This window comes from Limnohabitans sp. TS-CS-82, assembly GCF_002943475.1.
The window spans coordinates 174,051-198,682 of sequence record NZ_PTQX01000006.1; the positions used below are offsets into that span (position 1 = coordinate 174,051).

Consider the following 24,632-nt stretch of genomic DNA (forward strand, 5'->3'; position numbering starts at 1 on the left):
GTGTAATGCGTTGGTTTGAACGTCTTTTTTTTGGTCTGTTATTTGGTGTGGCTGTAAGTTCGGCTCATGCATGGTCAAGACACGCCATCGGCACTTGGCAAGCGCTCAATGCTTTGCCTGAGGTTCGTTCCGAACCCCTAGTCAAGGTCGAACCTCTTTCGGGCTTCTTGAAAGACCAAGGACCGGCCTTAGAGGGCTTGCTGCAGCAAGAAGAGCAATGGGCGAGGGGGCATGTGCGTAATTACCCAGCACGCCCCGAAGTGCTGGCCTATCACCACGACAAAGATGCCGATGCCAGCGTGTGGGTGCATCGCTTCTTGAGTGCCGTGCGTGCCAATCCGAACATGCCGTTACCGCTGTATTTGCAGCTCCAGCCCACAACGCAAGTGCTGGCTGACAACCACCGTCCCTCCCTAGCATGGCAAGACATCAGTTTGCACAAAGTCAGTGGCGTGGTCGATGCCAAGTTTGTGGCGTTGCGCGATGCCGAGTTTGTGGCTGTGCTGGATGTCATTGCCACCGCATCCGACGAGCCTGACTATGGTCTAGACATAGGATTATGGGAGAACAACGCCACCGAGTTTGGACAAAACTATGGCTTTGGCAAACAGCCCTTGGACGATCCGAAACACCTTGCGTCCAGTCAAATGGCGTTTCACAGCGGTTACTTTCACGAGTCACCCCTGATGTACGCCTCGTCGGGCGCTTTACGTCGAACCTTTCCCGAATACCGCATGCATTTGTGGCAAACGTTAGCGCGTCACGCCATGCTGTCCGGCCATCCTTATTGGGGTTGGCGTTTTGCGGGCTGGGCCATGCACTATGCGCAAGACCTCACGCAGCCTTATCACGCCAACGTGTTGCCTGGTAGTTCGGTGACAGGCATGCTGTGGGCAGACATGTTGGCGATCACGGGTATGCCACAGTCCAAAGATGAGCGGTTGCAAAGAGTGTCTGATCGACACGCGGCATTGGAGAATTTTCATCAACAAAGCTTGTTGGCGGCGCTGAACAAAGGTGACTTCAATCACCCGAATTTGCTTGCATTTGCAAATTTATCCAAAGACCAAGGTCGCTTGGTGTTGACCGAATTCAGCTTGCGAGAGGACGTCTCAAAATCAGCCTATGCCGCGGCTGATGAGTTGGATGCATTGGTGTTGAAAGCCTTCCCAATGATGACCGCCGAGTTGATGAATGGCAGTCAATCTTTGAGTTTTTACGGCATGTTGACGCAGCACAACCCTGTTGTGCGCGACGCTTTAGACAAGAATTTGCGAGATCTTTCGGGTAACTTCGGACGCGTCACCCGCGCCATTTGGCGTCGACTGCGCTGAGCGTCAAACGCCCAGTTTGCGCGCTACAAAATCTAAGCGATCTTGGCCCCAAAACATCTCCCCATCCACCACATAGCTGGGCGCACCAAAGACGTGTGCATCAATCGCGCTTTGGGTGTTTTGGGCGTAAGTGGCTTGCACCTCTGGCGTTTGAGCACGGGCCATGCAACTGGCGTCTAGGTTGCACTCTTGCAGTAACGCCGCTAACACCTGAGCATCGGCAATGTTGCGCTGTTGCGCCCACACCGCCGTCAGCACGGCGCCTGTGTATGCCATGGCGGCTTGCGCCCCATGGGCTTGATCAACGGCAATGATCACGCGTGCCGCATCATCGCCTGGCACTGGGAAAAATTGAGGTTCAACATTCAAGGGCATGTTTAATGCCTCGCTGAAACGCGCCAATTCGACCAAGCGGTACTTCTGGCGCTGCGGTGCACGTTTGCCTAAAGGCAATCCGCCCGAGATGGGGAAGACTTGGCCTAAATCGACGGGCATGACGCGGAGGGTCGCCCCTGCTTTGTTGGCCAAATCCCAAGCGCGTTGGTGTCCCAAATATGTCCAAGGACTTTGGGGAGCGAAGTAGTAATCAATGGTGTGTGACATGTGCGTGGGTGTTTCAAATAAAAACAAGGGAAAGCATGGCCGCGTCGTCGATCAAGTTGATCACAGCGTACGTGGCCAATCGGTAGAGCACCGCAGTGGCCAGGTCTTGGAGTGCGAAGTCCATATAGGCCGATGAAGATTCAACAGAAGTCATCAGTAATGCGGTGGCAATTCATCGCGCAAACTGCGGAATGAACCGCTGCCACCATCGGGCGTTTGGATGCGTAGCTGGCTCACCTCGCGCAGCAGGGCGTCAATTTGTTCTTGTTGGCGAAAAATGGTTTGGTTGAGTTGCTCCACCAAGTCTTCGGTGAAGCTGGCCTTGATTTCAAGATCCATCAAGCGCTGGTCAATGGCGGTGTGTTTATCCATGGCTGTATTGGACATCAAACCAGCGCTTTTCATCGTCACTTTGGCGCATCACTGCGCCCGATTTCAGAAAGTTTGGCACGTAAATTCTCAAGTTCGCGTTGATAGCTCTCGGCATCGCCGTAATCTACAAACCCGTTGTAATAAGGGTGCGCCATCATCACTTTGCGCGCATGCTTGATGGGGCACCAATATTGCTCGGTCCGTGCCACGATTTCGCGAGCATAGGCCATCAATCCGTTGCCGTAAGAGCAGTACGCGCAGTTGATTTTTTCGATTAAATTCAGATAGGCGAGGTGCGTGCGGTCGTACACAAAATAATCACGGCGCACAACGCGTGGAATGCCGTAAGCCCTAAAGCAAATATGTTGGTACAAGGTGATGGCGATGTCCAACAGCAGCATCGGAACAATGATCGCGTAAATAATGGGGGCCGTCAGAACACTGAGCCAGTTCGCCTCGATGAAGTATTTGAGCAAGCCCGTTTTGAAGCGGCGATGTTGTGCCAATATTTCTTGCTCGAACTGAATTCGTTTTTCTTCGAAATCAGCTTGCAATTCGGCACGTCGCGTTTTCATGACCTGTTCGATTTCGGACTCCATTTGTCCGATGCGATCTAACAATTCTGCGATTTTTGGGTTCATAAAAGCCTCGATTCAAAGTCATTATGAGTCGGCTCGGGCTAAAATGGCTGGCACATGTGGCCTAATTAGGGGCTTTAACTTTTTTATTTGGAAATCTCATGGGAAACAAAATCGTCACCGAAGCGGATCGCAAGCGTTCACCTAAGCCTATCGCTTTGCCAGGCACCTCGTTGCCAACAATGGGCAAAGGTCAGCGCATCAGCTTGGAGCGTGGTGTGGCAACGCGCAGCAAAAAGAACCCAGGTAAGCGTTCTTCTAAAGGCGGTTAATTCCACCGAGTCTGCGAAGACCCATAAAAAAAGCGACCTTTTCAGGTCGCTTTTTTGTTGGCACTCATCAAGCTGCTTCAAGCGGCATCAAGCGGCATCAGGCAGCTCAATCTTGACTTCGAGCACTTCGAGGTTGTCGTGACGCTCCAAGTTGACCTTGATGTCATTTGGATTGATGTTCACGTACTTGGAGAGCACCGCCACCAAGTCGCGCTGCAACGCTGGCAAATAGTCAGGCTGCGCATTGCGGCCTGTGCGCTCGTGAGTCAGGATGAACTGCAAACGTTCCTTGGCAACGTTCGCCGTTTTTTTCTTTTCGCCGAGTAAAAAAGACAAAAGTGACATGGCTTATTTCCCGCCGAAAAGACGTTTCAGCAGACCTGGTTTGACGTGTTCTGTGAAGCGCATGGGCACTTGTTCGCCCAAGAAGCGGCTGATCACGTCTTTGTAGGCTTCCGACACATCGGTGTTGGCCAAATGCACTGCGGGCAAACCTTGGTTCGAGGCGGTGAGCACGGTTTCGGATTCGGGGATCACGCCAATCAAAGGAATACGCAAGATGTCTTGGATGTCTTCCAACGACAGCATGTGACCTTCTTCGACGCGGCTGGGGTTGTAGCGCGTGATCAACAGGTGTTCTTTGATGGGGTCGCCGCCATCAATGGCGCGTTGTGTTTTGCTGCTGAGCATGCCCAAGATGCGGTCTGAGTCGCGCACCGAAGACACTTCTGGGTTGGTGACCACCAAGGCCTCATCCGCAAAGTGCATGGCCATCATGGCGCCAATTTCAATGCCCGCAGGTGAGTCGCACACGATGTAGTCAAAGCCCATGCCTGCCAGCTCTTTGAGCACAGTCTCGACGCCTTCTTTGGTGAGAGCATCTTTGTCGCGTGTTTGCGAGGCAGCCAGCACGAACAAGTTGTCGCACTGCTTGTCTTTGATCAAGGCTTGATTCAAGGTGGCTTCGCCGTTGATGACGTTGATGAAGTCATACACCACGCGACGTTCGCAACCCATGATCAAGTCGAGGTTACGCAAACCCACGTCAAAGTCGATGACCACCGTTTTGAAGCCACGTAATGCGAGGCCGGAGGAAAAACTGGCGCTGGTCGTGGTCTTGCCTACGCCGCCCTTGCCAGATGTCACCACAACGATTTTTGCCATGAAAAGCCCTAAGTTGTTCTAAATATCAAATATCAATTTTACAGCGCTTGCATGATGAGTTTGTCATCCTGCAGGCTGATCTGCGTTGGTTTTCCCATGAGTTCTTTGGGCAGCGGTGAATCGCCGCTGGTTCTGTAAGTGCCCGCGATGGACACCAGTTCAGCTTCTAACGACGAGGTGAAGATGCGTGCTTGTGTGTTGCCGCGTGCACCTGCAATGGCCTTGCCGCGCAACGGTGCGTACACATGGATGTGTCCATCCGCCATGATTTCAGCACCTGCGTTGACCATCGCCAACACCACCAAGTCACGGCCTTTGGCGTACACATGTTGGCCCGATCGCAAGGGCTTGTCGACCACCATGGCAGGCAGGCTGGGGGCTTGCACTTCGCGCACCACTTCTCGCATGACTTCGACTTCACGAATCACCTCTTGCACCACAGTTTCAACGCGTGGTGCCACAGGTACTTGCACGTTCACGTCACGTGCTTCAAACAAGCCTGCGGCATTGGCGTTAATCAATTGGTGTTCATTTGCACCGCGCACGGCCACAGGCACGAGGTGGTGGGTGCGCAAACATTCGCACACAGCGGGTAAATCGAGGCGGTGGTCTGGATCATCCAAGCCGCTCAAATCAATGACCACGGCATCGTTGTCAAAGAAGTCGGGCGTGGCGCCCAAGCGACGCGACAAATCTTCTTTCAGTGTGGCGGTGTCAGGTGTTTTGAGCAAAAAAGCGACCAAAGGCAGGGTGGCACTTTTGATCTCGTAGGCGTGGGGCGCAGAGGCTTGGCTCATGGATAGACCGGCAGAAAATAAAAGGTGAACTTTACACGGCAAGGTCTTGCCTGCCCCATTAAACTTTTTGATATGAATTCATCTCACCTCGCGCGCCGTCTTGTCGTCACGCTTCCTTTTGTCTGTCACGCTGTGGCTGTCATGGCCCAAACCGCACCCACCGTAGACATGGGCCGTGTCGAAGTGACAAGCGGTCGCGACAACGACATGCAGCAACGGCGTGAATCAACCGCCAGCAAAATCGTCATTGGTCGCGAAGAAATTGAGCGTCAAGGTGACTCCAACCTCGGCGAAATTTTGAAACGCATGCCTGGCATCACCTTAGGTGGCGCTCCAGGCCGAGGCGGTGGCATCCGCATGCGTGGTTTGAGCCAAGGCTACACACAAATTTTGCTGGATGGGCAGCGTGTGCCGCCCGGCTTTAACGTCGAGTCGCTCACGCCCGAGATGGTTGAGCGCGTGGAAATTTACCGCGCTCCTACCGCGGAGACGGGTGCGCAAGCCATTGCCGGCACCATCAACATCATCACGCGTGAGGGCCGCAAAGGCATGCCCACCGAGTTGAAAGTGGGCTCTTCGTTTCAAGGCGGTTATGCGTCGCCCAGCGCGTCGTTGGTCAAGTACCACGATGCTGAAAAATGGACAGCCAACTACACCTTGTCGGTCAATCGCTATGCGGCACCTGACCACAGTGAGAACGATCTAACCCGTGTCGATAACCTGGGCACCACCGTGCGTCATCGTGTGAGCGATAGCCATTACGGGCGTGAAGGGATGAATGCCACCGCGCGTTTGCAGCTCAAAGGTGACCCGGGTGAAACCTTGACCCTGATGCCTTTCATTGCGCTGTCACAGGGGCGTACACCAGGCCTTATGCAAGCGACGGAAACGCTGAATGACGTGGCTGTTGCGGGCAGTCCCGCCACTGCAAACAATGAAAATAAAAACCACTTTGTGGTCGCTCGCCTCAACGGTCAGTGGCGACGCAAGCTCTCGGCAGACAGCAACATGGAGTGGAAATTCAATGTGGGTGGTTGGAACAGCCACAACGAGTTTCAGCAAAGCTCAAGCAATCCCTTGCTGATTCCGCGTGTGGCAGAAAATTCCCATGTGCAAGATCGCTCAGTCAACCTCAGCGGCAAGTACACCAATGTGATGGGCGGTGGGCATCAATGGGTCAGCGGCGCTGAAGCTGAGTCCGTGCGTCGCACGCAAAGTGTGGTGGGTGCCTACCAAGCCGTGCCTGGCAGTGCCGACTACAGCGCCAGTTCCATGCGTTATGCGATGTACTCGCAAGACGAGTGGCAACTCACCCCCAAATGGTCCTCGCATGTCGGCGCTCGCTATGAAGGGTTGACGACCGAAGGCAACACCAGCAGCGGGGTGGTCACCAACAACAACAGCGTCTTCACACCTTTGCTGCATGCCATGTGGCGCCCCAACCCCGACAGTCGCGACCAAGTGCGCATGAGCCTCACACGCAGTTTTAAAACGCCGACCATGCCCACCTTGTTAGCGCGTCGTACCTACACGCGTGACGACAACAGCGCCACCAACCCTGACGTGTCGGGCAATCCGAACTTGAAACCCGAAGTGGCGACCGGTGTGGATGTGGCCGTCGAGCGTTATTTGCCGCAAGGCGGCGTGTTGAGTGCCAGCGCATTTCACCGCCGCGTGCAAAACCTGATTCGCAATGTGACCACGCAAGAAAGCGGTGGTCGCTGGCTGTCCAGCCCACAAAACATCAGCGAAGCCGTGACCGAAGGCATCGAGCTGGAAGCCAAGTTTCGCCTAGACCAATGGATAGACGATGCCCCGCACATCGACTTGCGCAACAACTTGAGCTTTTACCGCTCGCGCGTGCTCAGCATCATGGGGCCGGACAACCGCCTCGATCAGCAGCCCAGCATGACCGCCAATTTGGGGGCCGATTACCGGTTGAAAGCTGTGCCACTCACCCTCGGTGGCAACGTCAATTACAACCCTGGCTACACCACCCGTTTGAGTGCTGAGCAGCTGACCACCATTTCTCAAAAACGTGTGATGGACCTTTACGGTTTGTGGCGCGTGGACAGCAGCACCGCATGGCGCTTGACCTTGAGCAATCTCGATCCGCGCAACTACAACACGGGCAGCGTCTACCGTGGTAACAGCGTGGCTGAAAACAGCCTCACCCAAAACCGCACTTGGACCAACGTGCAAATTCTTCTGGAGAAAAAACTATGACGCAACGCAACGGCGCTTGGTATGACCGCATGTACAACAACCGTGCTTTGGTGCCAGAGCACGCGGCGCACTTCGACCATTGGCGTGATGCATCCGCGCAGGTGCGTAGCGCGCAACGTTGTTTTTTAGATGTGGCCTATGGCCGTGGCTTGAACGAAACCTTAGACATTTTCCCCAGCGACACCGCGCAAGACAACGCCCCTGTGGTGGTATTCGTTCATGGCGGCTATTGGCGCTCGTTAGACAAGGCTGACCATTCATTCATCGCGCCCACCTTCACGGCGCAAGGCGCGCATGTGGTGATGCCCAACTATGCGTTGTGTCCCGACGTGACGGTGTCTGACATCACGCTGCAAATGGTCAAGTCCGTGGCTTGGGTGTGGCGCAACATCCATCGCTTTGGTGGCGACCCCAGCCGCATCACTTTGGTGGGGCACTCGGCGGGAGGCCACTTGGTGACCATGTTGTTGGCTTGCGATTGGCCAGCCTATGCGGCAGATTTGCCTGCGCATTTGGTGACCAAAGCTTTGTCAATTTCTGGTTTGTATGAGCTTGAGTCCGTGCAAGCCACGCCTTACCTCAAAGACAGCCTGCGCTTGACCGATGACGTGGTGCTGCGCAACAGCCCCGCGTGGATGCCTGCCCCTCAGCAGGGCACGCTGTACAGCGTAGCGGGCGGCATTGAGAGTGAAGAGTTCATTCGCCACAACCACTTGATTCAGAAAGCGTGGGGCACAAAGCGCGTGCCAGTGGCCGAGACCTTGGAGGGCTTGCAGCACTTCAGCATCGTCGAGGCCTTGACGCAGCCGGGCCACCGTTTGCACACGCTGGCGCTTGAGTTGTTGCGCCAATAAACCTCGCCTTAAAACAAGCAGCGTTGACGCAACAACGCTGTCAAAGTTTCAAAGAGTTGAGCGCACAAAAAAGCCTGTCATGCATTTCGCGTGACAGGCTTTTTGCATGCCCAAACTTTGGCATGAACGCGAGGTTTACATCAACAGATGCTCGCCCGCGTTGTCACCGCCCAAGATGACGTAGTTCACCTTGCGCACGTCCATCAGCTTGGTGCCACCGGAATAGCTGATTGAGCTTTGCACGTCTTGCTCCATCTCAATCAGCGTGTTGGCCAACTTGCCTTTGACGGGCTCAAGGATGCGCTTGCCTTCGACGTGCTTGTATTCGCCTTTGTTGAAGTCAGAGGCTGAGCCGTAATACTCTTTGAACAGCTCGCCGTTGACTTCCACGGTCTTGCCTGGCGACTCTTCGTGGCCTGCAAACAACGAACCAATCATCACCATGCTTGCGCCAAAACGCACGCTCTTGGCAATGTCGCCGTGGCTGCGAATGCCGCCGTCGGCAATGATGGGCTTGGTGGCCACGCGGGCACACCACTTGAGCGCTGACAACTGCCAGCCGCCTGTGCCAAAACCCGTTTTGAGCTTGGTGATACACACCTTGCCGGGGCCAACGCCCACTTTGGTCGCGTCAGCGCCCCAGTTTTCGAGGTCGATCACGGCCTCTGGTGTGGCCACGTTGCCCGCGATCACAAAGCTCTTAGGCAACTTGGCCTTGATGTAGCCGATCATGTCGCGCACGCTGTCGGCGTGGCCATGGGCGATGTCGATGGTGATGTATTCAGGCGTCAAGCCAGCCGCAGCCAGTGTGTCCACGGTTTCGCGGTCAGGGGCTTTCACGCCCAAAGAGATCGAGGCGTACACGTCTTTGGCGTGCATGTCTTTCACGAATTGGACGTTGTCCAAATCGAAGCGGTGCATCACGTAGAAGTAGTTGTTTTGCGCCATCCACAAGCAGATGCTTTCATCCACCACGGTCTTCATGTTGGCGGGCACGACGGGCAAGCGGAACTTGCGGCCACCGAGTTCAACACCTGCATCACACTCTGAGCGGCTTTCCACGCGGCACTTGCGTGGCAGCAACAAGATGTTGTCGTAATCAAAAATTTCCATATCCCAAGCTCCAGAAAATAACGTTCGAAGATTGAGCGCTTGGCTTGGCCGGTTTTTTCAGGTGCAAACTGCAGGCATAAAAAAACCGAGCGCAAGAATCTTGGGCCCGGTGGCTGATTCTAAACTCTAAAATCTTGGCATGCACTCTTTTGATGGGTTTGACACCCAATCGGCTTCGGCCCCCTCCCACGCTGGCGCGTTTTCTTCTCCCTTGCTGGAGGGTCTCAACCCCGAGCAAATGATGGCGGTCACCTTGCCCTCTGCCCATGCGCTCATTTTGGCGGGCGCGGGCTCAGGCAAAACGCGGGTGCTGACCACCCGGATTGCGTGGCTCATGCAAACGGGGCAAATTTCGCCCGGCGGCATCTTGGCCGTCACCTTCACCAACAAGGCGGCCAAAGAAATGCTCACGCGTCTCTCCAGCATGCTGCCCGTGAATGTGCGCGGTATGTGGGTGGGCACCTTTCACGGCTTGTGCAACCGCTTTTTGCGCGCGCATTGGAAGCTGGCGAACTTGCCCCAAACCTTTCAAATCTTGGACACCCAAGACCAACTCAGCGCCATCAAGCGCTTGAGCAAACAATTTCAGGTGGACGAAGAGCGCTTCCCGCCCAAGCAAACCATGCGTTTCATCGCTGCGTGCAAAGAAGACGGCCTGCGTCCCAAAGACGTGGAAGTGCGCGACCCCGACACCCGCAAAAAAGTAGAGCTTTACGAGCTGTACGAAATCCAATGCCAGCGCGAAGGCGTGGTGGACTTTGGCGAACTCATGTTGCGCTCCTACGAGCTGCTGCGCGACAACGAACCCGTGCGCGAGCACTACCGTCGTCGCTTTCAGCACATCTTGGTGGATGAGTTTCAAGACACCAACAAGCTGCAATACGCGTGGCTCAAACAGTTGGCAGGCCCTGTGGGCCAAGGCGGTGGCGCCATTTTGGCGGTGGGCGACGACGACCAAAGCATTTACGCCTTCCGCGGGGCCCGCGTGGGCAACATGGCCGACTTTGTGCGCGAATACGACGTGCAACACCAAATCAAGCTGGAGCAAAACTACCGCAGCTACAGCAATATTTTGGACAGTGCCAACGCACTCATCAGCCACAACAAAACCCGCTTGGGTAAAAACCTGCACACCACGCAAGGCGCGGGCGAGCCCGTGCGCATTTATGAATCGCCCACCGACTTGGCCGAAGCCCAATGGATGGTGGAAGAGATGAAGCAATTGCTGCGCGAGGGCCAAAACGGCGATGGCCAGCAAGGCATTCAACACCGCACCGAAATCGCGGTGCTCTACCGCAGCAACGCCCAAAGTCGGGTGATTGAAACGGCCTTGTTCAACGCCGCCATGCCCTACCGCGTGTATGGCGGTTTGCGCTTTTTTGAACGCGCAGAAATCAAGCATGCGCTGGCCTATTTGCGCTTGCTTGAGAACCCCCGCGATGACACCAGTTTCTTGCGCGTGGTCAACTTTCCGCCGCGTGGCATTGGCGCACGCAGCATCGAGCAACTGCAAGACGCCGCCCGCGCCATGGGCTGTCCGATCCACGATGCTGTGACGGCGGTGGCGGGCAAAGCGGGTGCCAACTTGAGCGCATTTGTGGCCAAGATCGATGTGTTGCGCGAGCAAACGCAGGGCAAAAACTTGCGCCAAATCATTGAGCTGTTGCTCGACCATTCGGGGCTGATTGAGTACTACCAGTCGGAGCGCGAAGGCCAAGACCGCATCGAGAACTTGCAAGAATTGGTCAACGCCGCAGAGAGCTTCGTCACGCAAGAAGGCTTTGGCCGTGAGGCCGTGGCGCTGCCTGTGGACGGTCAAATGATCAATGCCGACACGGGTGAAACCTTGTCACCTTTGGCTGCCTTTTTGACGCACGCCGCCTTGGAGTCGGGCGACAACCAAGCCCAAGCCGGGCAAGACGCCATTCAGTTGATGACGGTGCATGCCTCGAAGGGCTTGGAGTTTGACTGCGTGTTCATCACCGGCATGGAAGAGGGCTTGTTCCCGCATGAAAACTCCATGAACGATTACGAAGGCTTGGAAGAAGAGCGTCGTTTGATGTACGTGGCCATCACCCGTGCGCGCCGTCGTTTGTACTTGAGCCATTCGCAAACGCGCATGTTGCACGGGCAGACGCGTTACAACATCAAAAGCCGCTTCTTTGACGAGCTGCCTGAGCACGCGCTCAAGTGGATCACGCCTGCCCGTTCAGCCTTTGCCGATGCCCAGCCGTCGCGCCGCGATGCGTGGCAAAACCAATCGGGCTGGTCGAACAACCCGTGGGGCGGCGGTGCGGCCACAGCGGCAGCGCCACCCCCCGTGGTGCAACGCGCCGCGCCCGTTAGCAGCGGCCCCAACGCGTGGGTGCGCAGCGGCGTGCAGGTGTTTCACGCCAAGTTTGGTGAGGGCACCGTGGTCAGCATCGAAGGCGTGGGTGACGACGCCCGTGCGCAAGTGAAGTTTGGCCGCCACGGCGTCAAATGGCTGGCACTGAGTGTGGCCAAGCTGACGCAGGTTTGATGAGGGGCTGCACGGCCAGATCAGGCCGTGCTTTTTGAGGCGGCGCACTTCGGGCCGCCCTCTTTACGCCCCATAACTTAGGCGTAAAGCGTGTCGGACGTGAAGCAGTCGCGAAAGCTGAAGTAGGTCGAGCAAAAGAACATGGCGGCCAGCATCAACATGGCTGGCAGCAAGGTCAGCGACGCAAAGTCGCTGTCACCGATCAAGCCCGACAGCAGCGTGATGATGAGGGCGGTGGCCAAGAAAATCACGGTCCACAGCAAGCCAAACACCAAGAACGCACGCCAGTTGCTGATGCACGCCACGGTGCTAAAAAACAAGCTCTTGATGGCTGGCACACCGTGCCAATGCACCAACGCGGGTGCGTGCCAAAACACGGCAGACATGGGCATGTACAGCAGCAGCGACAGCCACATGGCATTTTGAAATTCGGGTTTCATCACGGTGTCTGCATCCAGCGTGCCACCCATCAAGTACAGCTTGGCAAAGTCGCCGCCGTCCATCAGGGCTGACACACCCATCACGCCGATGAAGCAGCAGGCGTAGAGCACACCCAAGATCAGCATATCGCGCAAGCGTTCTTTGCCCGCGCGAAACCCCACCGCCAAGATGGCGGGCATGGGGAATTTGCCCAAATCCACCTCACGCGTGGCGGCCATCAGGCCGAGCGTGGCCGCAGGCAACAAAGCCAGCGCGATGAAGCTGCCGACCAGGGGCACCAACGACGACACCGACATGATCGCCATGAACATGAAGAACAAACCACTCAAAGCGATGGGCTGTTTCCAAAATGCCCGAATGCCTTGGCGGACCCAAAGCTTGCCTGTGCTGGCGGGAACGACGTTGAGTTTCATGGCTCAGAGTGTGACAGGTTGGGTGACGCGTTGACGCAGCACACGCTCAAAGTGCGTGGGGTCGTGGGGTTGCAGCATGCTGGCTTCGCGGGGCAGGTGGAAGTCCCACAAGCGTGAAGTCCAAAAGCGCAAGGCACCGGCACGCAACATGGGGTTGAGCAGTTGCCGTTCAGCCGCGGTGAACGGGCGCACAGCTTGGTACGCCGCCAGCAGCGCTTGGGCTTTGGCGGCGTCGTGTGCGCCATCTGCATGGGTGATGCACCAGTCGTTCAGGCACACAGCCACGTCAAACAACCACGTGTCGACGCCTGCGAAGTAAAAGTCGAAGAAACCACTCAGCTCGGGCGCCTCGGGCGCGCCGTCAAACATCACGTTGTCGCGGAACAAATCGGCGTGAATGGGGCCGCGGGGCAGGGCGGTGTAGGCCGATGAGGCGGCGATGTGGTTTTGATACGCCAACTCGGTTTGAATCAGCGCGGTTTGCGAGGCGTCCAAGTACGGCAAAACCACGGGCACGGTGTCGTTCCACCAAGCCAAGCCGCGCAAGTTGGGTTGCTGGCGCTTGTAGTCAGCACCTGCCAAATGCATGCGGGCCAGCATGTCGCCCACGGCGGCGCAATGGGCGGGGGTGGGGCTGAGCTCGCTTTTGCCTTTGAGGCGGTTCACCACGGCGGCAGGCTTGCCTTCAACGGTCAACAAAATGTCGCCGTTTTTGTCGGACACGGGGTCGGGCACTGGAATGCCGCCTTGCGCCAAATGTTTCATCAGGTACAGATAAAACGGCAGTTGCTCGTGCGTGAGGCGCTCGAACAGCGTCAGCACGTATTGGCCTTCGCTGCTGGTGAGAAAGTAATTGGTGTTCTCAATGCCGCCTTGGATGCCTTTGAGTTCAACCAACTCGCCGAGGCGGAGCTGGGTCAGCAGTTTTTGCGCGGAGGACTCGGAAACTTCGGTAAAAACAGCCATGACAACCAAGGGGTTAAAAAGTTCGCACATTGTAGTTTGCACGTTTGTCGCGCTTTGGCGAGGCTCGCTCAGCGGTTCGCCCTCAAGACGAGGGCTTCGTTTTTTGACACGGCACAATTGGCCGCTATGAGTGAATCCAAAACATTGCTGCTGGTCGACGGCTCCAGCTACCTCTACCGCGCCTTTCATGCCATGCCCGACCTGCGTGCTGTGCCCGGCGACCCAACGAGCGCCGCCACAGGCGCCATTCGCGGCATGATCAACATGATGCAGGCGCTGCGCAAAGAAGTGCCCACCCAGTTGGCCGCCTGCGTGTTTGACGCCAAAGGCCCCACCTTCCGCGACGAGATGTACCCCGCGTACAAAGCCAACCGCTCACCCATGCCTGATGACTTGCGCTCGCAAATCGAGCCCATCCACGCCATGGTGCGCATGTTGGGTTGGACCGTGCTGGATGTACCGGGCGTGGAGGCCGACGACGTGATTGCCACCTTGGCCGTGACCGCGGCCCAGCAAGGCGTGACGGTGGTGGTGTCGAGTGGCGACAAAGACTTGAGCCAGCTGGTGAACGAACACATCACCATCATGGACACCATGAACGGCAAAAAGCGCGATGTGGCGGGCGTGACCGCCGAGTTTGGCGTGCCGCCTTCGCTGATGATTGACTACCAAACCTTGGTGGGCGACACGGTGGACAACGTGCCCGGCGTTGCCAAGGTGGGCCCCAAGACCGCAGCCAAGTGGCTGATGGAATACGGCTCGCTCGACAACCTGCTGAAAAACGCCAGCGCCATCAAAGGCGTGGCCGGTGAGAACTTGCGCCAAGCCGTGGATTGGCTGCCCACAGGCCGCCAGCTGGTGACCATGAAAACCGATTGCGATTTGTCTGCCTACGTGCCCAACTTGCCCGCACTCGATGCGCTGCATTTGGCTGAACCCGACAAGCCTGCGCTCAAAACCTTTTACGAAACCTATGGCTTCAAAGGCTTGGCCCGTGCCATCGGTGAGGCTGGCGATGCGGCAAGCGCCGCTGGCGGTGATTCAAGCAGCGGCGTCAGTGCTGCTGCCAAGCCCAAGTTCGAGCCCAACCTGAGTTTGTTCGATGAACCCGAACCCACCGTCTCGTCAGTCAGCGAGAAAGCCTATGACTGCGTGCTGACGTGGGAAGCCTTTGACGTGTGGCTGGCCAAACTGCAAGCGGCAGAGTTGGTGGCGTTTGACACCGAGACCACCTCACTCGACGCCATGCGCGCAGAGATTGTGGGTTTGAGTTTTTCGGTCAAGCCGGGCGAAGCCTGCTACATCCCGCTCACCCACAGCTATGGCGATGCGCCCACCCAATTGCCCATCGACGAGGTGCTGGCCAAGCTCAAACCTTGGTTTGAAAACCCAGCCATTCACAAGGTGGGGCAGCACATCAAATACGACCGCCACGTCATGGCCAATCACGGCATTGAGGTGAAGGGCTACGCCCACGACACCATGCTGCAAAGCTATGTGCTGGAAGTGCACAAGCCTCACGGTCTGGCCAGCTTGGCCGAGCGCCATGTGGGCCGTAAAGGGCTGAACTACGAAGACCTGTGCGGCAAAGGTGCGCACCAAATTCCGTTCTCGCAAGTCGACGTGGCGCGTGCCACCGAATACTCATGCGAAGACTCCGACATGACGCTAGACGTGCACCAAGTGTTGTGGCCGCGTTTGCAAGCCGATGACAAACTGCGCTTTATTTATGAACTGGAAATTGAGAGTAGCGAAGCGCTGTACCGCATCGAACGCAACGGCGTGTTGATTGATGCCCCCACACTTGCTGCGCAAAGCCACGCGTTGGGCCAGCGCATCGTGCAGCTAGAAACCGAGGCGTATGAAATAGCTGGCCAACCATTTAACTTGGCCAGCCCTAAACAACTGGGCGAAATTTTCTTTGACAAACTGGGCTTGCCCGTCATCAAAAAAACCGCCACCGGCGCACGCAGCACCGACGAAGAGGTGTTGGAGAAACTGGCCGAAGACTACCCGCTGCCCGCCAAGATTTTGGAGCATCGGTCTTTGAGCAAACTCAAAGGCACCTACACCGACAAGCTGGCGCAAATGGCCGTGCCACGCACAGGCCGCGTGCACACGCACTATGCACAAGCTGTTGCCGTGACGGGCCGCTTGTCGAGCAACGACCCTAACTTGCAGAACATCCCCATTCGCACCGCCGAAGGTCGCAAAGTGCGTGAGGCCTTCGTCGCCCCTGCGGGCTGCGTGATTGCCAGTGCCGACTACAGCCAGATCGAGCTGCGCATCATGGCGCACATCAGTGGCGACGAGGCTTTGGTCAAAGCATTCCATGAAGGCTTAGACGTGCACCGTGCCACCGCTGCCGAAGTGTTTGGCGTGGCCGTGGGCGACGTGAGCACCGAGCAACGCCGCTACGCCAAGGTGATTAACTTTGGCCTTATCTACGGCATGAGCGCCTTTGGTTTGGCCAAAGCGCTGGGCATCGACAACAGCGCGGCCAAGAACTACATCACCCGTTACTTTGAACGCTTCGCAGGTGTCAAGCGCTACATGGACGACACACGCGAACAAGCCAAAGCACAAGGCTATGTAGAAACCGTGTTTGGCCGCCGCTTGTACTTGCCCGAAATCAACAGCCCCAACGGCCCACGCCGCGCAGGCGCAGAACGCGCCGCTATCAACGCGCCCATGCAAGGCACAGCCGCCGACCTGATTAAGTTGAGCATGGTGGCCGTGCAAAAAGCCATTGACCAGCAACAACGCCAAACCAAAGTCATCATGCAAGTGCACGATGAATTGGTGTTTGAAGTGCCCGAGTCAGAAGTGGAATGGGTCCGTACCGAAGTGCCACGCTTGATGGCTGACGTGGCGAAGCTCAAAGTGCCGTTGTTGGCAGAGGTGGGGGTGGGGCCGAACTGGGACAAGGCGCATTGATCGACCTGTAGCCATCCTGTTTCACGGCCCTCTGCTGAGGGCCTTGTTTTTTTATCACGCAGAGCGCATATCCCAATCGTCTAGACTTGAATTGAGCTTCTTGAACAACGGTGTACGGTTCCGGCTAGACCGCATACGGTCTGACTTCTTAGCGTTCTTCATGGCAAGCCGTTAATGTTGTCTGGCCACGGATAAGTGAAGCCCCGATGCATTTAAAACGGCCAGCAAAGTTTTGATGGTGGGGTTGCCACGGGGTCCGAGCGCACGGTACAGCGACTCCCTAGGCATGCCTGCTTTCTCGGCCACATTCGCCATGCCTTGTGCTTCGGCAATGTGGCGCAAAGCGGTCAGCATGGCTTGATGGCCACCCGGTTGCTCCGTCTCTTCCAGCGCAGCTGCCAAGTAGGCATCTGTAAATTCGGGGTCGGCTCTCAGCATCTCAACCACCACTTCATCATGTGGGCGTCCAGCTTTAGATGTCATTTGAATTTCCTCTGCATTTGCCAGTTGTTCCAGTAGCCGTGTGCTTTAGCAATGTCTGATTGCTGCGTGCGTTTATCGCCACCTATCAGCAACAAGATCAATCGACGACCTGCTTGCGCGTAGTACAGGCGATAACCCGGGCCATAGTCAATGCGGGCTTCCCATACACCGTCACCCACAGGTTTGACATCGCCCAGATTGCCGCCAGCCATTCGGTTGACGCGAACCACAATCCGGGCCTTGGCTTGACGATCAGGCAATGCGCCCAGCCAAGCGACATAGGGTTCCGCATCATCATCGGTGCGATAAGTTTGGATGTCGTACACGTTTTGTGAATTATAAGTTACAGATTGAGAATCGGAAATTCACACTGATTTTTATGGCCCATACCCGTTTGAAGGTGAAGTCAGGGTTTACTAGTGATAGTGCTCAGCTTCGGTGAAGTACACGCCTCAGTCGATAATCCCCCCATGACTTTGATTTCAATTCTTGTCGGCACCTTGATCGCTGGTATGGGCAGTGTGTGGCTGGCGGCGTTGCTGGCTTATGCCTTGTTGTCGCGCTTCACCCAACATTTGCTGAGTTTGGCGGCTGGTGCTTTGATGGCCACGGCGTTTACGCGTTTGTTGCCCGAGGCGTTTGAGTTGTCGGTGGTCGCAGGTATTTCTCCGCAAACCATGTTTGCCGCGCTGTTGGTGGGCTTGGTGTTTTTCTTTTTGCTCGACAAAGCGGAGTTGTGGCACCACGGTCATGAGCATGGACATAGCCACGGCGACGCACACCATGCGCATCATGCCCATGACTCGCACGCACATTCGCATGATCACGGCACGCACGCGGACCTCGCGCATCACGCGCACGATGACCATCAAGGTCACCACCACCACAGTGGCGGTTGGGCTGTACTCTTGGGCGACAGCGTGCACGCGTTTGGCGACGGCATTTTGATTGCTGCCGCGTTTGTGGCCGACCCTCGTTTGGGCGTTGCCGCTGCATTGGCTGTCATGGCGCACGAGGTGCCCCACCATGTGGGTGACTTGGTGGTGCTGCGCCAAACATTGAGCAACCCGCGTGCTGCTTTGTTCAAGCTCAGCTTGGCGGGGGGCGTGACGGCCATTGGTGGCTTGGTGGGTTATGTGTTGGTGGGCGCCTTGCAGGCGTATTTGCCGTACTTCTTGGTGGCCGCGGCCAGCAGCTTTATTTATGTGGCGCTGGCCGATTTGATTCCGCAGTTGCAAAAGCGGCTCTCACCGCGTGAGACGGCGGCGCAAGTGGCTTGGCTGTTTGCAGGTATTGCCTTGGTCTCCGCTTTGGGCGAGTGGGCGCAACACTGATTTAAGATTTTTCGCAGGGCAAGCCGGGCGTGTTGCACCACTCGCTCCAGCTGCCCGCATACAGCGCGGTGCGGCCCAGGCCCGCAACTTCCATGGCCAACACATTGGGCACAGCGCTCACGCCGCTGCCGCAGTGGTGCACCACGTTTTCTGGTTTGGCATCGCCCAGCAAAGCGGCAAATTCAGCACGCAATTCGGCAGAGATTTTGAAGAAACCGTCTGCGTTGAGGTTGGTGTTGAACGGGCGATTGAGCGCACCGGGAATGTGGCCCGCCACAGGGTCGATCGGCTCTACTTCGCCGCGGTAGCGTGGTGCACCGCGTGCGTCGACGATGGTTTGTGTGCCTGTGCTCAAGCGTGCAGACACGGTGGCGGTATCGACCAACTGCACCAAAGGTTCGCGCAGGGTGAAGTTGCCGTCGGCGGCTGTGGTGTGTTCACCAGACGCGACAGCGCCCCCTGCCGCGACCCACGCTTGCAAGCCGCCATCGAGCACGGCCACGGCGTCGTGGCCGCACCACTTCAACATCCACCACAAGCGGCCGCAATAGTTCATGCCATGGCGGTCGTACACGACCACTTGGGTGTTGTGGTTCACGCCCACACTCTGCAGCCATGCCGCAAACACTTCGCGTTGCGGCAAGGGGTGGCGGCCACCGTTGACGCGCAGGGCGGGGTCGTGTGTGGCGAGGTGCTCGTCCAAGTCCGCGTGTTGCGCACCGGCGATGTGCTGCGCCACGTATTGGGCGTGGCCTTGGGTGGGTTGCATCAGGTCAAAGCTGCAGTCAAACACGGCCAAGGGTTGGCCGCTGTGTTGCAGGTCTTGAAGTTGAGCGCCGGAGATGAGGGTGGTGTACATGCGAAGCTCCTAAGGCGAAGTGCCTATACGGTCGATGGAAAGGTTGGGCAGCGTGTGGCCACCGTGTCAGTGTTCTTCTGCGGGGGCGTTGGGGGCAGCGCGTGCACGCAACAAGGTGGCGGTCATGCCGCTGGCCACGATGAGGGCCATGCCCATCCAACCGATGAGGGGAATGTCGTCGCCAAACAGCAGCAAGCTGTACAGTGCCGCAAAGACGATGCCTGAGTACTGCAAATTGGCCACCACCAACGTGGCACCTTTGCTGTAAGCGCGGGTCATGCACAGCTGGCCCAGCGAGGCAAACACGCCCACGGGTAGCAACCAAATGGCGTACGTCCAGTTCCATTCAGACACGCCTGCAAAGCCCATGCCGATGGCGCCTGCCACCAGTGTGCCAATCGCAAAGTAAAACACGGTGCGGGTTTCAGGTTCGCCCAAACGGCCCAAGGCCATCACTTGCATGTAGGCAAACGCGGCGGCAAAGCCCGACATCAGGCCGATCAAACCCGCAAAGATTTGGTTTTGTTCGAGGGTAGGGCGCAGCATCATCACCACGCCTGCAAAGCCTGCCAACACGGTCAGGGCGAGGGGGCCTTGTGACCAAGCGCTGCGGTTGTCTTGGCCGTTCCAGTTGATGAGCGAGCCGCCGACCAAAAAGGCGGCCACCCAAACGCCGCTCATGTAGTTCAGCGTCATGGCCGTGGCCAAAGGCAGGTGGGCGATGGAAAAAAACCAAGCGCTGAGCGAGAGCACGCCAATGGTGGATCGCCACAAATGGGCACCTGGGTAAGCCGTGCGCAGCGAGACCTTTTTTTGTTTGGCAATGACCGCCAAAAACACGATGCCGACCAAGCCTCGGTAAAACACCAACTCAGCGGAGTTGAAGTGCTCAGAACCAAATTTCACACACACGCCCATGGTGGCAAAAAAGGCGGCGCCTAGCAGCATCCAAAGGGCTTGCATGTTTGGCGCTTAGGTGAAGCTGAGTTTGCCGCGGTACCACTCATGGAAATGCTGCATGCCATCTTCCATGGGGCTTTGGTAGGGGCCCACTTCGTTGTCGCCGCGTTGCATCAGGGCTTTGCGGCCTGCGTCCATGCGCTCGGCGATTTCGTCGTCTTCGATGCAGGTTTCCATGTAGGCGGCTTGCTGCGCTTGGACGAACTCACGCTCAAAGGCGACGATTTCTTCGGGGTAGTAAAACTCCACCATGTTCAGCGTTTTGTTGGGGCTGATGGGGTGCAGCGTCGACACGGTCAACACATGCGGGTACCACTCCACCATGATGTGGGGGTAGTAGGTGAGCCAAATGGCCCCTCGTTCAGGTAGTTCGCCGTTGCGGTACTTGAGCAGCATGTCGTGCCACGTTTTGTAGGTCGGCGAACCGGGTTTGCCAAAGCCGTCAGACACGCCCACGGTTTGTACCGAGTAGTTGTCTTGAAATTCCCAGCTCAGGTCGTCGCAGGTCACAAATTGACCAAGGCCTGGATGGAAGGGGCCGACGTGGTAGTCCTCAAGGTAAACCTCAATGAAGGTTTTCCAGTTGTAGTTGCACTCGTGCAGCTCCACGCGGTCGAGGGCAAAGCCTGTGAAGTCCAACGCAGCGCGCGGGCCCATGTTGGCCAAATCGGCCTCAATGTCGACGCCGTTGTCTTCAAACAGCAGGCCGTTCCATGCGCGCAGTTTGTAGTTGTTCAGGTTCAGGCAGGGGTCGTGCGAAAAGTGGGGTGCGCCCAACAGTTCGCCAGAAGGCGCATAGGTCCAGCGGTGCAAGGGGCAAACGATATTGCCGCCCGCCGAGCCAAGCGCTTGCGTTTGCAAGGAGCCACGGCCCTTGAGCATCACGGCTTGGCGGTGGCGGCAGACGTTGGAGATGAGCTCCACGCCTTGGGCTGAGCGCACGAGTGCAAGCCCTTCACCTTCATGCGGCAAAGCGTAGTAATCGCCCACGTTGGGCACGGCAAGTTCGTGACCCACATAACGTGGGCCGCGCTGAAAGATGGTCTCCAGTTCGCGCTGAAACAGCGCCTCGTCAAAGTAACTGGTAACTGGTAGTTGGCTATGAGCCTGCTGCAGTTGAAGACTTAAATCAGACATGGGTGACCTGACCTAAAGACTCCCCACAGGGAGGTGAGTGAAAAAATAAATCAGCCGACAGGCTGATGAAAGAAACGCTATTGTAGCCAAGGGGGTGTGCGTGAACCTTGGAGCCGCCTAAAATGTTGCGTTACCTTTCATACACACATCAACTTAAGATTTCGCACCACGATGACCAAGGCCAAGACCCCTGCGAGCACCGCGCCCGCCAGTTACGAAGCGGCTTTGAAAGAGCTAGAGGGCTTGGTAGCCCAAATGGAATCGGGTCAGTTGCCTTTGGCTGACTTACTGTCCGGCTATCAACGTGGCGCTGAGTTGTTGGCGTTTTGCCGCGCCCAGCTCGATGCGGTCGAGCAGCAAATTCAAGTGCTCGACAACGGCGTGCTCAAACCTTGGTCGGGTGCCTGAGCATGACGGCGCAACGGTCTGTGATGCCTATGAGTTCTTTTGATTTGGAGTTTTGGAGTCAAAAGCGTCTCGATCAAGTCGAGCAAGCGCTCTCCAATTGGATCAACCCTCAAGCGCCAGCCAATTTGGGCGAAGCCATGCGCTATGCCGCGTTGGATGGTGGCAAGCGTTTGCGCCCCTTGTTGGCCTTGGCGGCGCGTGAAGCCGTGGCGCAAAGCGAGCCCAGTGCCGACATGGACGAAGCCGCCTTGCGCGCGGGCTGTGCTGTTGAGCTGATCCATGCGTATTCGTTGGTACACGACGACATGCCTTGCATGGACAACGACGTGTTGCGTCGCGGTAAACCCACGGTGCATGTGCAGTTTGGCGAGGCCCAAGCCTTGTTGGCGGGCGATGCGCTGCAAGCCTTGGCGTTTGAAGTGCTCACCCCTGAGGCGTCCAACATCCGTGGCGATGTGCAAGCGCGTTTGTGCCGTTTACTGGCAGTGGCGGCGGGTTATCAAGGCATGGCCGGTGGCCAAGCGATTGATTTGGCCAGTGTGGGCCAAGCCTTGAATCACGATCAATTGCGCCAGATGCATCGCTTGAAGACGGGCGCATTGCTCGAAGCCAGTGTGATGATGGGTGCGACTTGCGGCAACGTCAGCACGCAAGCACTCAGTGCTTTGCAGCGCTACAGCCAAGCCCTGGGATTGGCGTTTCAAGTGATCGACGATGTGTTGGATGTCATCTCTGATTCAGCCACGCTTGGTAAAACTGCAGGCAAAGACGCCGCGAACGACAAACCTACTTATGTGTCGCTGCTGGGCCTCGCGCAAGCGCAAGTTTATGCCGAGGCCTTGTTGCAAGACGCCTTGGATGCCTTGCAAGACAGCGGCTTGACACACACACACGCGCTGGCCGCTTTGGCACAACGCGTCGTGAAACGGAACACCTGAACCATGCCCACTTTGTTGCCCACCATCCATTCGCCCGCCGATTTGCGCGCTTTGCCGCGTCATCAACTCAGCACCTTGGCCGATGAGTTGCGCTCCTATGTCTTGCAAAGTGTGGCCAAAACCGGTGGCCACTTGAGTTCCAACTTAGGCACGGTCGAGTTGACGGTGGCGTTGCACTATGTGTTCAACACCCCGCACGACCGCATCGTGTGGGACGTGGGTCACCAAACGTATCCGCACAAAATCTTGACGGGTCGTCGCGACCAAATGAGCACATTGCGCCAACGTCATGGCCTGAGTGGCTTCCCGCGCCGTGATGAAAGTGAGTACGACGCTTTTGGCACCGCGCACTCGTCCACCAGTATTTCAGCCGCTTTGGGCATGGCCGTGGCAGCGCAACAAAAAGGCGAACACCGCCATGCGATTGCCGTGATTGGCGACGGCGCGATGACGGCCGGCATGGCCTTTGAGGCTTTGAACAACGGCGGCGTGACTCATTCCAAACTCTTGGTCATCTTGAACGACAACGACATGTCGATCAGCCCGCCCGTGGGCGCGCTCAACCGCTATTTGGCGCAGTTGATGAGCGGCAAGTTTTATGCCGCGGCCAAAGAGGTGGGCAAACAGGTACTCAAAGGCGCGCCACCTTTGTTCGAGTTGGCCAAGCGCTTTGAAGAGCATGCCAAGGGCATGGTGGTGCCGGCCACGTTGTTTGAAAAATTTGGTTTCAACTACATCGGCCCCATTGATGGGCACGACCTTGAGTCACTCATTCCCACGCTTGAGAACATCAAGCACTTAGACGGTCCACAGTTTTTGCATGTGGTCACCAAAAAAGGTCAAGGCTACAAACTGGCTGAGGCCGACCCCGTGGCCTACCACGGCCCCGGCAAGTTTGATCCCGCTGTGGGTTTGGTGCCCGCGACCAGCCCCGCTAAAACCACCTTCACCCAAGTGTTTGGCCAGTGGCTGTGCGACATGGCCGAGCACGATCCGCTGTTGGTCGGCATCACGCCGGCCATGCGCGAAGGCTCGGGCATGGTGGAGTTCCACAAACGTTTTCCTGAGCGCTACCACGACGTGGGCATAGCAGAGCAGCACGCCGTGACGTTTGCGGCAGGTCTGGCCTGTGAGGGCGTGAAGCCTGTGGTGGCGATTTATTCCACCTTCTTGCAACGCGCCTACGACCAAGTGATTCATGACGTCGCTTTGCAAAAGTTACCCATGGTGCTGGCGCTCGATCGCGCAGGCATTGTGGGGGCCGATGGCGCCACGCATGCGGGTCTGTACGACATCCCCTTCATGCGTTGCATTCCTAACGTCAGCATGGCCTGTCCAGCGGATGAAAACGAGGGCCGTCAATTGCTGACCACCGCCTACCAACAAGACCACTGCGTGGCCGTGCGTTACCCGCGTGGTGCCGGCGTGGGCGTGCCTGTGCAACCTGGACTGCAGGCCTTGCCATTTGGCAAAGGTGAGGTGCGTCGCACGGGGCAACGCATTGCCATTTTGGCGTTTGGCACCTTGCTTTATCCCGCGCTGGAGGCTGGCGAAGCGCTGAATGCCACGGTGGTCAACATGCGCTGGGCCAAGCCTTTAGATACCGAATTGCTGGCGCAAATTGCCGCCACACACGATGCCTTGGTGACGGTGGAAGAAGGCGCCATCATGGGCGGCGCCGGTTCGGCTGTGCTTGAAGCTTTGCAAGACCTTCAACTGCCCAAGCCAGTTTTGGTGTTGGGTGTGCCCGATGTGTTCACCGAGCACGGCGATCCTGTGAAATTGTTGGCTGAATTGGGTTTGGATGCTGTCGGTATTCAAGCTTCCATCGCCAAACGCTTCGAGCATTTCTTAAATTAATG

Annotated in this window: 25 protein-coding genes; 10 read left to right on the plus strand and 15 right to left on the minus strand. The window is 57.0% G+C overall.

The features are described 5' to 3' along the window. Positions 1-5: 5 nt before the first annotated feature. Positions 6-1,334: a hypothetical protein gene (locus C5F52_RS13915; protein WP_104798951.1), complete on the plus strand. Its 1,329-nt coding sequence runs from the start codon at positions 6-8 to the stop codon at positions 1,332-1,334. Positions 1,335-1,337: 3 nt separating this feature from the next. On the opposite strand, the gene C5F52_RS13920 is transcribed toward C5F52_RS13915, so the two are convergent. From C5F52_RS13920 to C5F52_RS13930, 4 genes are read right to left on the minus strand one after another with little or no spacing between them, the layout of a single operon-like run. Then, positions 1,338-1,937: a 2-hydroxychromene-2-carboxylate isomerase gene (locus tag C5F52_RS13920; RefSeq protein ID WP_104798952.1), complete on the minus strand. Its 600-nt coding sequence runs from the start codon at positions 1,935-1,937 to the stop codon at positions 1,338-1,340. Positions 1,938-1,950: 13 nt separating this feature from the next. Further along, positions 1,951-2,091, minus strand: coding sequence for a hypothetical protein (locus C5F52_RS29905; RefSeq protein ID WP_161499703.1), 141 nt, complete (start codon positions 2,089-2,091; stop codon positions 1,951-1,953). Continuing rightward, entirely contained in the window at positions 2,091-2,309 is a 219-nt protein-coding gene (locus tag C5F52_RS13925; protein WP_104799079.1) for a SlyX family protein, read from the minus strand. The genes C5F52_RS29905 and C5F52_RS13925 overlap by 1 nt, the downstream gene beginning before the upstream one ends. 35 nt (positions 2,310-2,344) lie before the next feature. Next, positions 2,345-2,950: a hypothetical protein gene (locus C5F52_RS13930; RefSeq protein WP_104798953.1), complete on the minus strand. Its 606-nt coding sequence runs from the start codon at positions 2,948-2,950 to the stop codon at positions 2,345-2,347. A 98-nt stretch (positions 2,951-3,048) separates the two neighbouring features. Here C5F52_RS13930 and C5F52_RS30050 point away from each other — a divergent pair, with 98 nt between their 5' ends. After that, positions 3,049-3,219, plus strand: coding sequence for a hypothetical protein (locus tag C5F52_RS30050; RefSeq protein WP_199171996.1), 171 nt, complete (start codon positions 3,049-3,051; stop codon positions 3,217-3,219). Between the two features lie 87 nt (positions 3,220-3,306). Here the strand turns inward: C5F52_RS30050 and minE are convergent, their stop codons facing one another. Genes minE through minC form a run of 3 tightly spaced genes read right to left on the minus strand, consistent with a single transcriptional unit; the run spans position 3,307 to position 5,180 of the window. Then, the gene (minE, locus tag C5F52_RS13935) at positions 3,307-3,564 is read right to left on the minus strand and encodes a cell division topological specificity factor MinE (protein ID WP_104798954.1); all 258 of its coding nucleotides are present in this window, start codon (positions 3,562-3,564) and stop codon (positions 3,307-3,309) included. A gap of 3 nt (positions 3,565-3,567) precedes the next feature. Next, the gene (gene minD, locus C5F52_RS13940) at positions 3,568-4,383 is read right to left on the minus strand and encodes a septum site-determining protein MinD (RefSeq protein ID WP_104798955.1); all 816 of its coding nucleotides are present in this window, start codon (positions 4,381-4,383) and stop codon (positions 3,568-3,570) included. Between the two features lie 38 nt (positions 4,384-4,421). Beyond that, entirely contained in the window at positions 4,422-5,180 is a 759-nt protein-coding gene (minC, locus tag C5F52_RS13945) for a septum site-determining protein MinC (protein WP_104798956.1), read from the minus strand. A gap of 72 nt (positions 5,181-5,252) precedes the next feature. Between minC and C5F52_RS13950 the strand changes: the two genes are divergently transcribed. Both C5F52_RS13950 and C5F52_RS13955 read left to right on the plus strand, forming a co-directional pair. Then, positions 5,253-7,406 (plus strand): TonB-dependent siderophore receptor, encoded by a 2,154-nt coding sequence (locus tag C5F52_RS13950; RefSeq protein ID WP_104798957.1) that lies wholly within the window; start codon positions 5,253-5,255, stop codon positions 7,404-7,406. Beyond that, the gene (locus C5F52_RS13955) at positions 7,403-8,260 is read left to right on the plus strand and encodes an alpha/beta hydrolase (protein ID WP_104798958.1); all 858 of its coding nucleotides are present in this window, start codon (positions 7,403-7,405) and stop codon (positions 8,258-8,260) included. The genes C5F52_RS13950 and C5F52_RS13955 overlap by 4 nt, the downstream gene beginning before the upstream one ends. A 135-nt stretch (positions 8,261-8,395) precedes the next feature. Here C5F52_RS13955 and C5F52_RS13960 read toward each other — a convergent pair whose 3' ends face one another. Beyond that, on the minus strand, positions 8,396-9,373 hold the full coding sequence (locus tag C5F52_RS13960) for a GMP reductase (protein ID WP_104798959.1): 978 nt from the start codon (positions 9,371-9,373) through the stop codon (positions 8,396-8,398). Between the two features lie 238 nt (positions 9,374-9,611). On the opposite strand from C5F52_RS13960, the gene C5F52_RS13965 reads away from it, so the two are divergent. After that, positions 9,612-11,894: a UvrD-helicase domain-containing protein gene (locus C5F52_RS13965; RefSeq protein WP_236657879.1), complete on the plus strand. Its 2,283-nt coding sequence runs from the start codon at positions 9,612-9,614 to the stop codon at positions 11,892-11,894. 77 nt (positions 11,895-11,971) lie between these two features. On the opposite strand, the gene C5F52_RS13970 is transcribed toward C5F52_RS13965, so the two are convergent. Then, positions 11,972-12,748, minus strand: coding sequence for a BPSS1780 family membrane protein (locus C5F52_RS13970; RefSeq protein WP_104798961.1), 777 nt, complete (start codon positions 12,746-12,748; stop codon positions 11,972-11,974). Positions 12,749-12,751: 3 nt separating this feature from the next. Next, positions 12,752-13,714, minus strand: coding sequence for a homoserine kinase (locus tag C5F52_RS13975; RefSeq protein WP_104798962.1), 963 nt, complete (start codon positions 13,712-13,714; stop codon positions 12,752-12,754). 126 nt (positions 13,715-13,840) lie between these two features. Here C5F52_RS13975 and polA point away from each other — a divergent pair, with 126 nt between their 5' ends. Further along, positions 13,841-16,651 carry a DNA polymerase I gene (polA, locus tag C5F52_RS13980; protein WP_104798963.1) on the plus strand — a complete coding sequence of 937 codons (2,811 nt, stop codon included), beginning with the start codon at positions 13,841-13,843 and terminating at the stop codon, positions 16,649-16,651. A gap of 171 nt (positions 16,652-16,822) precedes the next feature. On the opposite strand, the gene C5F52_RS13985 is transcribed toward polA, so the two are convergent. Both C5F52_RS13985 and C5F52_RS13990 read right to left on the minus strand, forming a co-directional pair. After that, positions 16,823-17,134 (minus strand): addiction module antidote protein, encoded by a 312-nt coding sequence (locus C5F52_RS13985; protein ID WP_104798964.1) that lies wholly within the window; start codon positions 17,132-17,134, stop codon positions 16,823-16,825. Continuing rightward, complete coding sequence (locus C5F52_RS13990) at positions 17,131-17,460, minus strand: type II toxin-antitoxin system RelE/ParE family toxin (RefSeq protein ID WP_104798965.1); 330 nt, start codon at positions 17,458-17,460, stop codon at positions 17,131-17,133. Before C5F52_RS13990 ends, C5F52_RS13985 begins: the two co-directional genes overlap by 4 nt. A gap of 144 nt (positions 17,461-17,604) precedes the next feature. On the opposite strand from C5F52_RS13990, the gene C5F52_RS13995 reads away from it, so the two are divergent. Continuing rightward, complete coding sequence (locus C5F52_RS13995; RefSeq protein ID WP_104798966.1) at positions 17,605-18,468, plus strand: ZIP family metal transporter; 864 nt, start codon at positions 17,605-17,607, stop codon at positions 18,466-18,468. Position 18,469: 1 nt separating this feature from the next. Here C5F52_RS13995 and C5F52_RS14000 read toward each other — a convergent pair whose 3' ends face one another. The 3 genes from C5F52_RS14000 to C5F52_RS14010 all read right to left on the minus strand — a co-directional run bounded on the left by C5F52_RS14000 (position 18,470) and on the right by C5F52_RS14010 (position 21,424). Next, a complete protein-coding gene (locus C5F52_RS14000; RefSeq protein ID WP_104798967.1) occupies positions 18,470-19,327 on the minus strand; it encodes a sulfurtransferase in 858 nt (285 codons plus the stop codon). A gap of 66 nt (positions 19,328-19,393) precedes the next feature. Then, complete coding sequence (locus C5F52_RS14005) at positions 19,394-20,290, minus strand: DMT family transporter (protein WP_104798968.1); 897 nt, start codon at positions 20,288-20,290, stop codon at positions 19,394-19,396. Between the two features lie 9 nt (positions 20,291-20,299). Further along, the gene (locus C5F52_RS14010; RefSeq protein ID WP_104798969.1) at positions 20,300-21,424 is read right to left on the minus strand and encodes an aromatic ring-hydroxylating dioxygenase subunit alpha; all 1,125 of its coding nucleotides are present in this window, start codon (positions 21,422-21,424) and stop codon (positions 20,300-20,302) included. A 171-nt stretch (positions 21,425-21,595) separates the two neighbouring features. On the opposite strand from C5F52_RS14010, the gene C5F52_RS14015 reads away from it, so the two are divergent. Genes C5F52_RS14015 through dxs form a run of 3 tightly spaced genes read left to right on the plus strand, consistent with a single transcriptional unit; the run spans position 21,596 to position 24,630 of the window. Then, entirely contained in the window at positions 21,596-21,832 is a 237-nt protein-coding gene (locus tag C5F52_RS14015; protein WP_104798970.1) for an exodeoxyribonuclease VII small subunit, read from the plus strand. Between the two features lie 29 nt (positions 21,833-21,861). Then, positions 21,862-22,770 (plus strand): polyprenyl synthetase family protein, encoded by a 909-nt coding sequence (locus C5F52_RS14020; RefSeq protein ID WP_369952055.1) that lies wholly within the window; start codon positions 21,862-21,864, stop codon positions 22,768-22,770. A gap of 3 nt (positions 22,771-22,773) precedes the next feature. Beyond that, positions 22,774-24,630 (plus strand): 1-deoxy-D-xylulose-5-phosphate synthase, encoded by a 1,857-nt coding sequence (gene dxs, locus C5F52_RS14025; protein WP_104798971.1) that lies wholly within the window; start codon positions 22,774-22,776, stop codon positions 24,628-24,630. The last annotated feature ends 2 nt before the right edge of the window (positions 24,631-24,632 follow it).

Bases quoted from the DNA above. Each gene is read 5' to 3' on its own strand.
- C5F52_RS13950 (WP_104798957.1), top strand. From the start codon at position 5,253: ATGAATTCATCTCACCTCGCGCGCCGTCTTGTCGTCACGCTTCCTTTT.
- C5F52_RS30050 (WP_199171996.1), top strand. From the start codon at position 3,049: ATGGGAAACAAAATCGTCACCGAAGCGGATCGCAAGCGTTCACCTAAG.
- minD (WP_104798955.1), bottom strand. From the start codon at position 4,383: ATGGCAAAAATCGTTGTGGTGACATCTGGCAAGGGCGGCGTAGGCAAG.
- C5F52_RS13975 (WP_104798962.1), bottom strand. From the start codon at position 13,714: ATGGCTGTTTTTACCGAAGTTTCCGAGTCCTCCGCGCAAAAACTGCTG.
- C5F52_RS13930 (WP_104798953.1), bottom strand. From the start codon at position 2,950: ATGAACCCAAAAATCGCAGAATTGTTAGATCGCATCGGACAAATGGAG.
- polA (WP_104798963.1), top strand. From the start codon at position 13,841: ATGAGTGAATCCAAAACATTGCTGCTGGTCGACGGCTCCAGCTACCTC.
- C5F52_RS13925 (WP_104799079.1), bottom strand. From the start codon at position 2,309: ATGGATAAACACACCGCCATTGACCAGCGCTTGATGGATCTTGAAATC.
- C5F52_RS14005 (WP_104798968.1), bottom strand. From the start codon at position 20,290: ATGCAAGCCCTTTGGATGCTGCTAGGCGCCGCCTTTTTTGCCACCATG.
- C5F52_RS13915 (WP_104798951.1), top strand. From the start codon at position 6: ATGCGTTGGTTTGAACGTCTTTTTTTTGGTCTGTTATTTGGTGTGGCT.
- C5F52_RS29905 (WP_161499703.1), bottom strand. From the start codon at position 2,091: ATGACTTCTGTTGAATCTTCATCGGCCTATATGGACTTCGCACTCCAA.
- C5F52_RS14020 (WP_369952055.1), top strand. From the start codon at position 21,862: ATGAGTTCTTTTGATTTGGAGTTTTGGAGTCAAAAGCGTCTCGATCAA.
- minE (WP_104798954.1), bottom strand. From the start codon at position 3,564: ATGTCACTTTTGTCTTTTTTACTCGGCGAAAAGAAAAAAACGGCGAAC.
- C5F52_RS13995 (WP_104798966.1), top strand. From the start codon at position 17,605: ATGACTTTGATTTCAATTCTTGTCGGCACCTTGATCGCTGGTATGGGC.
- C5F52_RS14010 (WP_104798969.1), bottom strand. From the start codon at position 21,424: ATGTCTGATTTAAGTCTTCAACTGCAGCAGGCTCATAGCCAACTACCA.
- C5F52_RS13955 (WP_104798958.1), top strand. From the start codon at position 7,403: ATGACGCAACGCAACGGCGCTTGGTATGACCGCATGTACAACAACCGT.
- dxs (WP_104798971.1), top strand. From the start codon at position 22,774: ATGCCCACTTTGTTGCCCACCATCCATTCGCCCGCCGATTTGCGCGCT.
- C5F52_RS13920 (WP_104798952.1), bottom strand. From the start codon at position 1,937: ATGTCACACACCATTGATTACTACTTCGCTCCCCAAAGTCCTTGGACA.
- minC (WP_104798956.1), bottom strand. From the start codon at position 5,180: ATGAGCCAAGCCTCTGCGCCCCACGCCTACGAGATCAAAAGTGCCACC.
- C5F52_RS13970 (WP_104798961.1), bottom strand. From the start codon at position 12,748: ATGAAACTCAACGTCGTTCCCGCCAGCACAGGCAAGCTTTGGGTCCGC.
- C5F52_RS13985 (WP_104798964.1), bottom strand. From the start codon at position 17,134: ATGACATCTAAAGCTGGACGCCCACATGATGAAGTGGTGGTTGAGATG.
- C5F52_RS13960 (WP_104798959.1), bottom strand. From the start codon at position 9,373: ATGGAAATTTTTGATTACGACAACATCTTGTTGCTGCCACGCAAGTGC.
- C5F52_RS14000 (WP_104798967.1), bottom strand. From the start codon at position 19,327: ATGTACACCACCCTCATCTCCGGCGCTCAACTTCAAGACCTGCAACAC.
- C5F52_RS13965 (WP_236657879.1), top strand. From the start codon at position 9,612: ATGATGGCGGTCACCTTGCCCTCTGCCCATGCGCTCATTTTGGCGGGC.
- C5F52_RS14015 (WP_104798970.1), top strand. From the start codon at position 21,596: ATGACCAAGGCCAAGACCCCTGCGAGCACCGCGCCCGCCAGTTACGAA.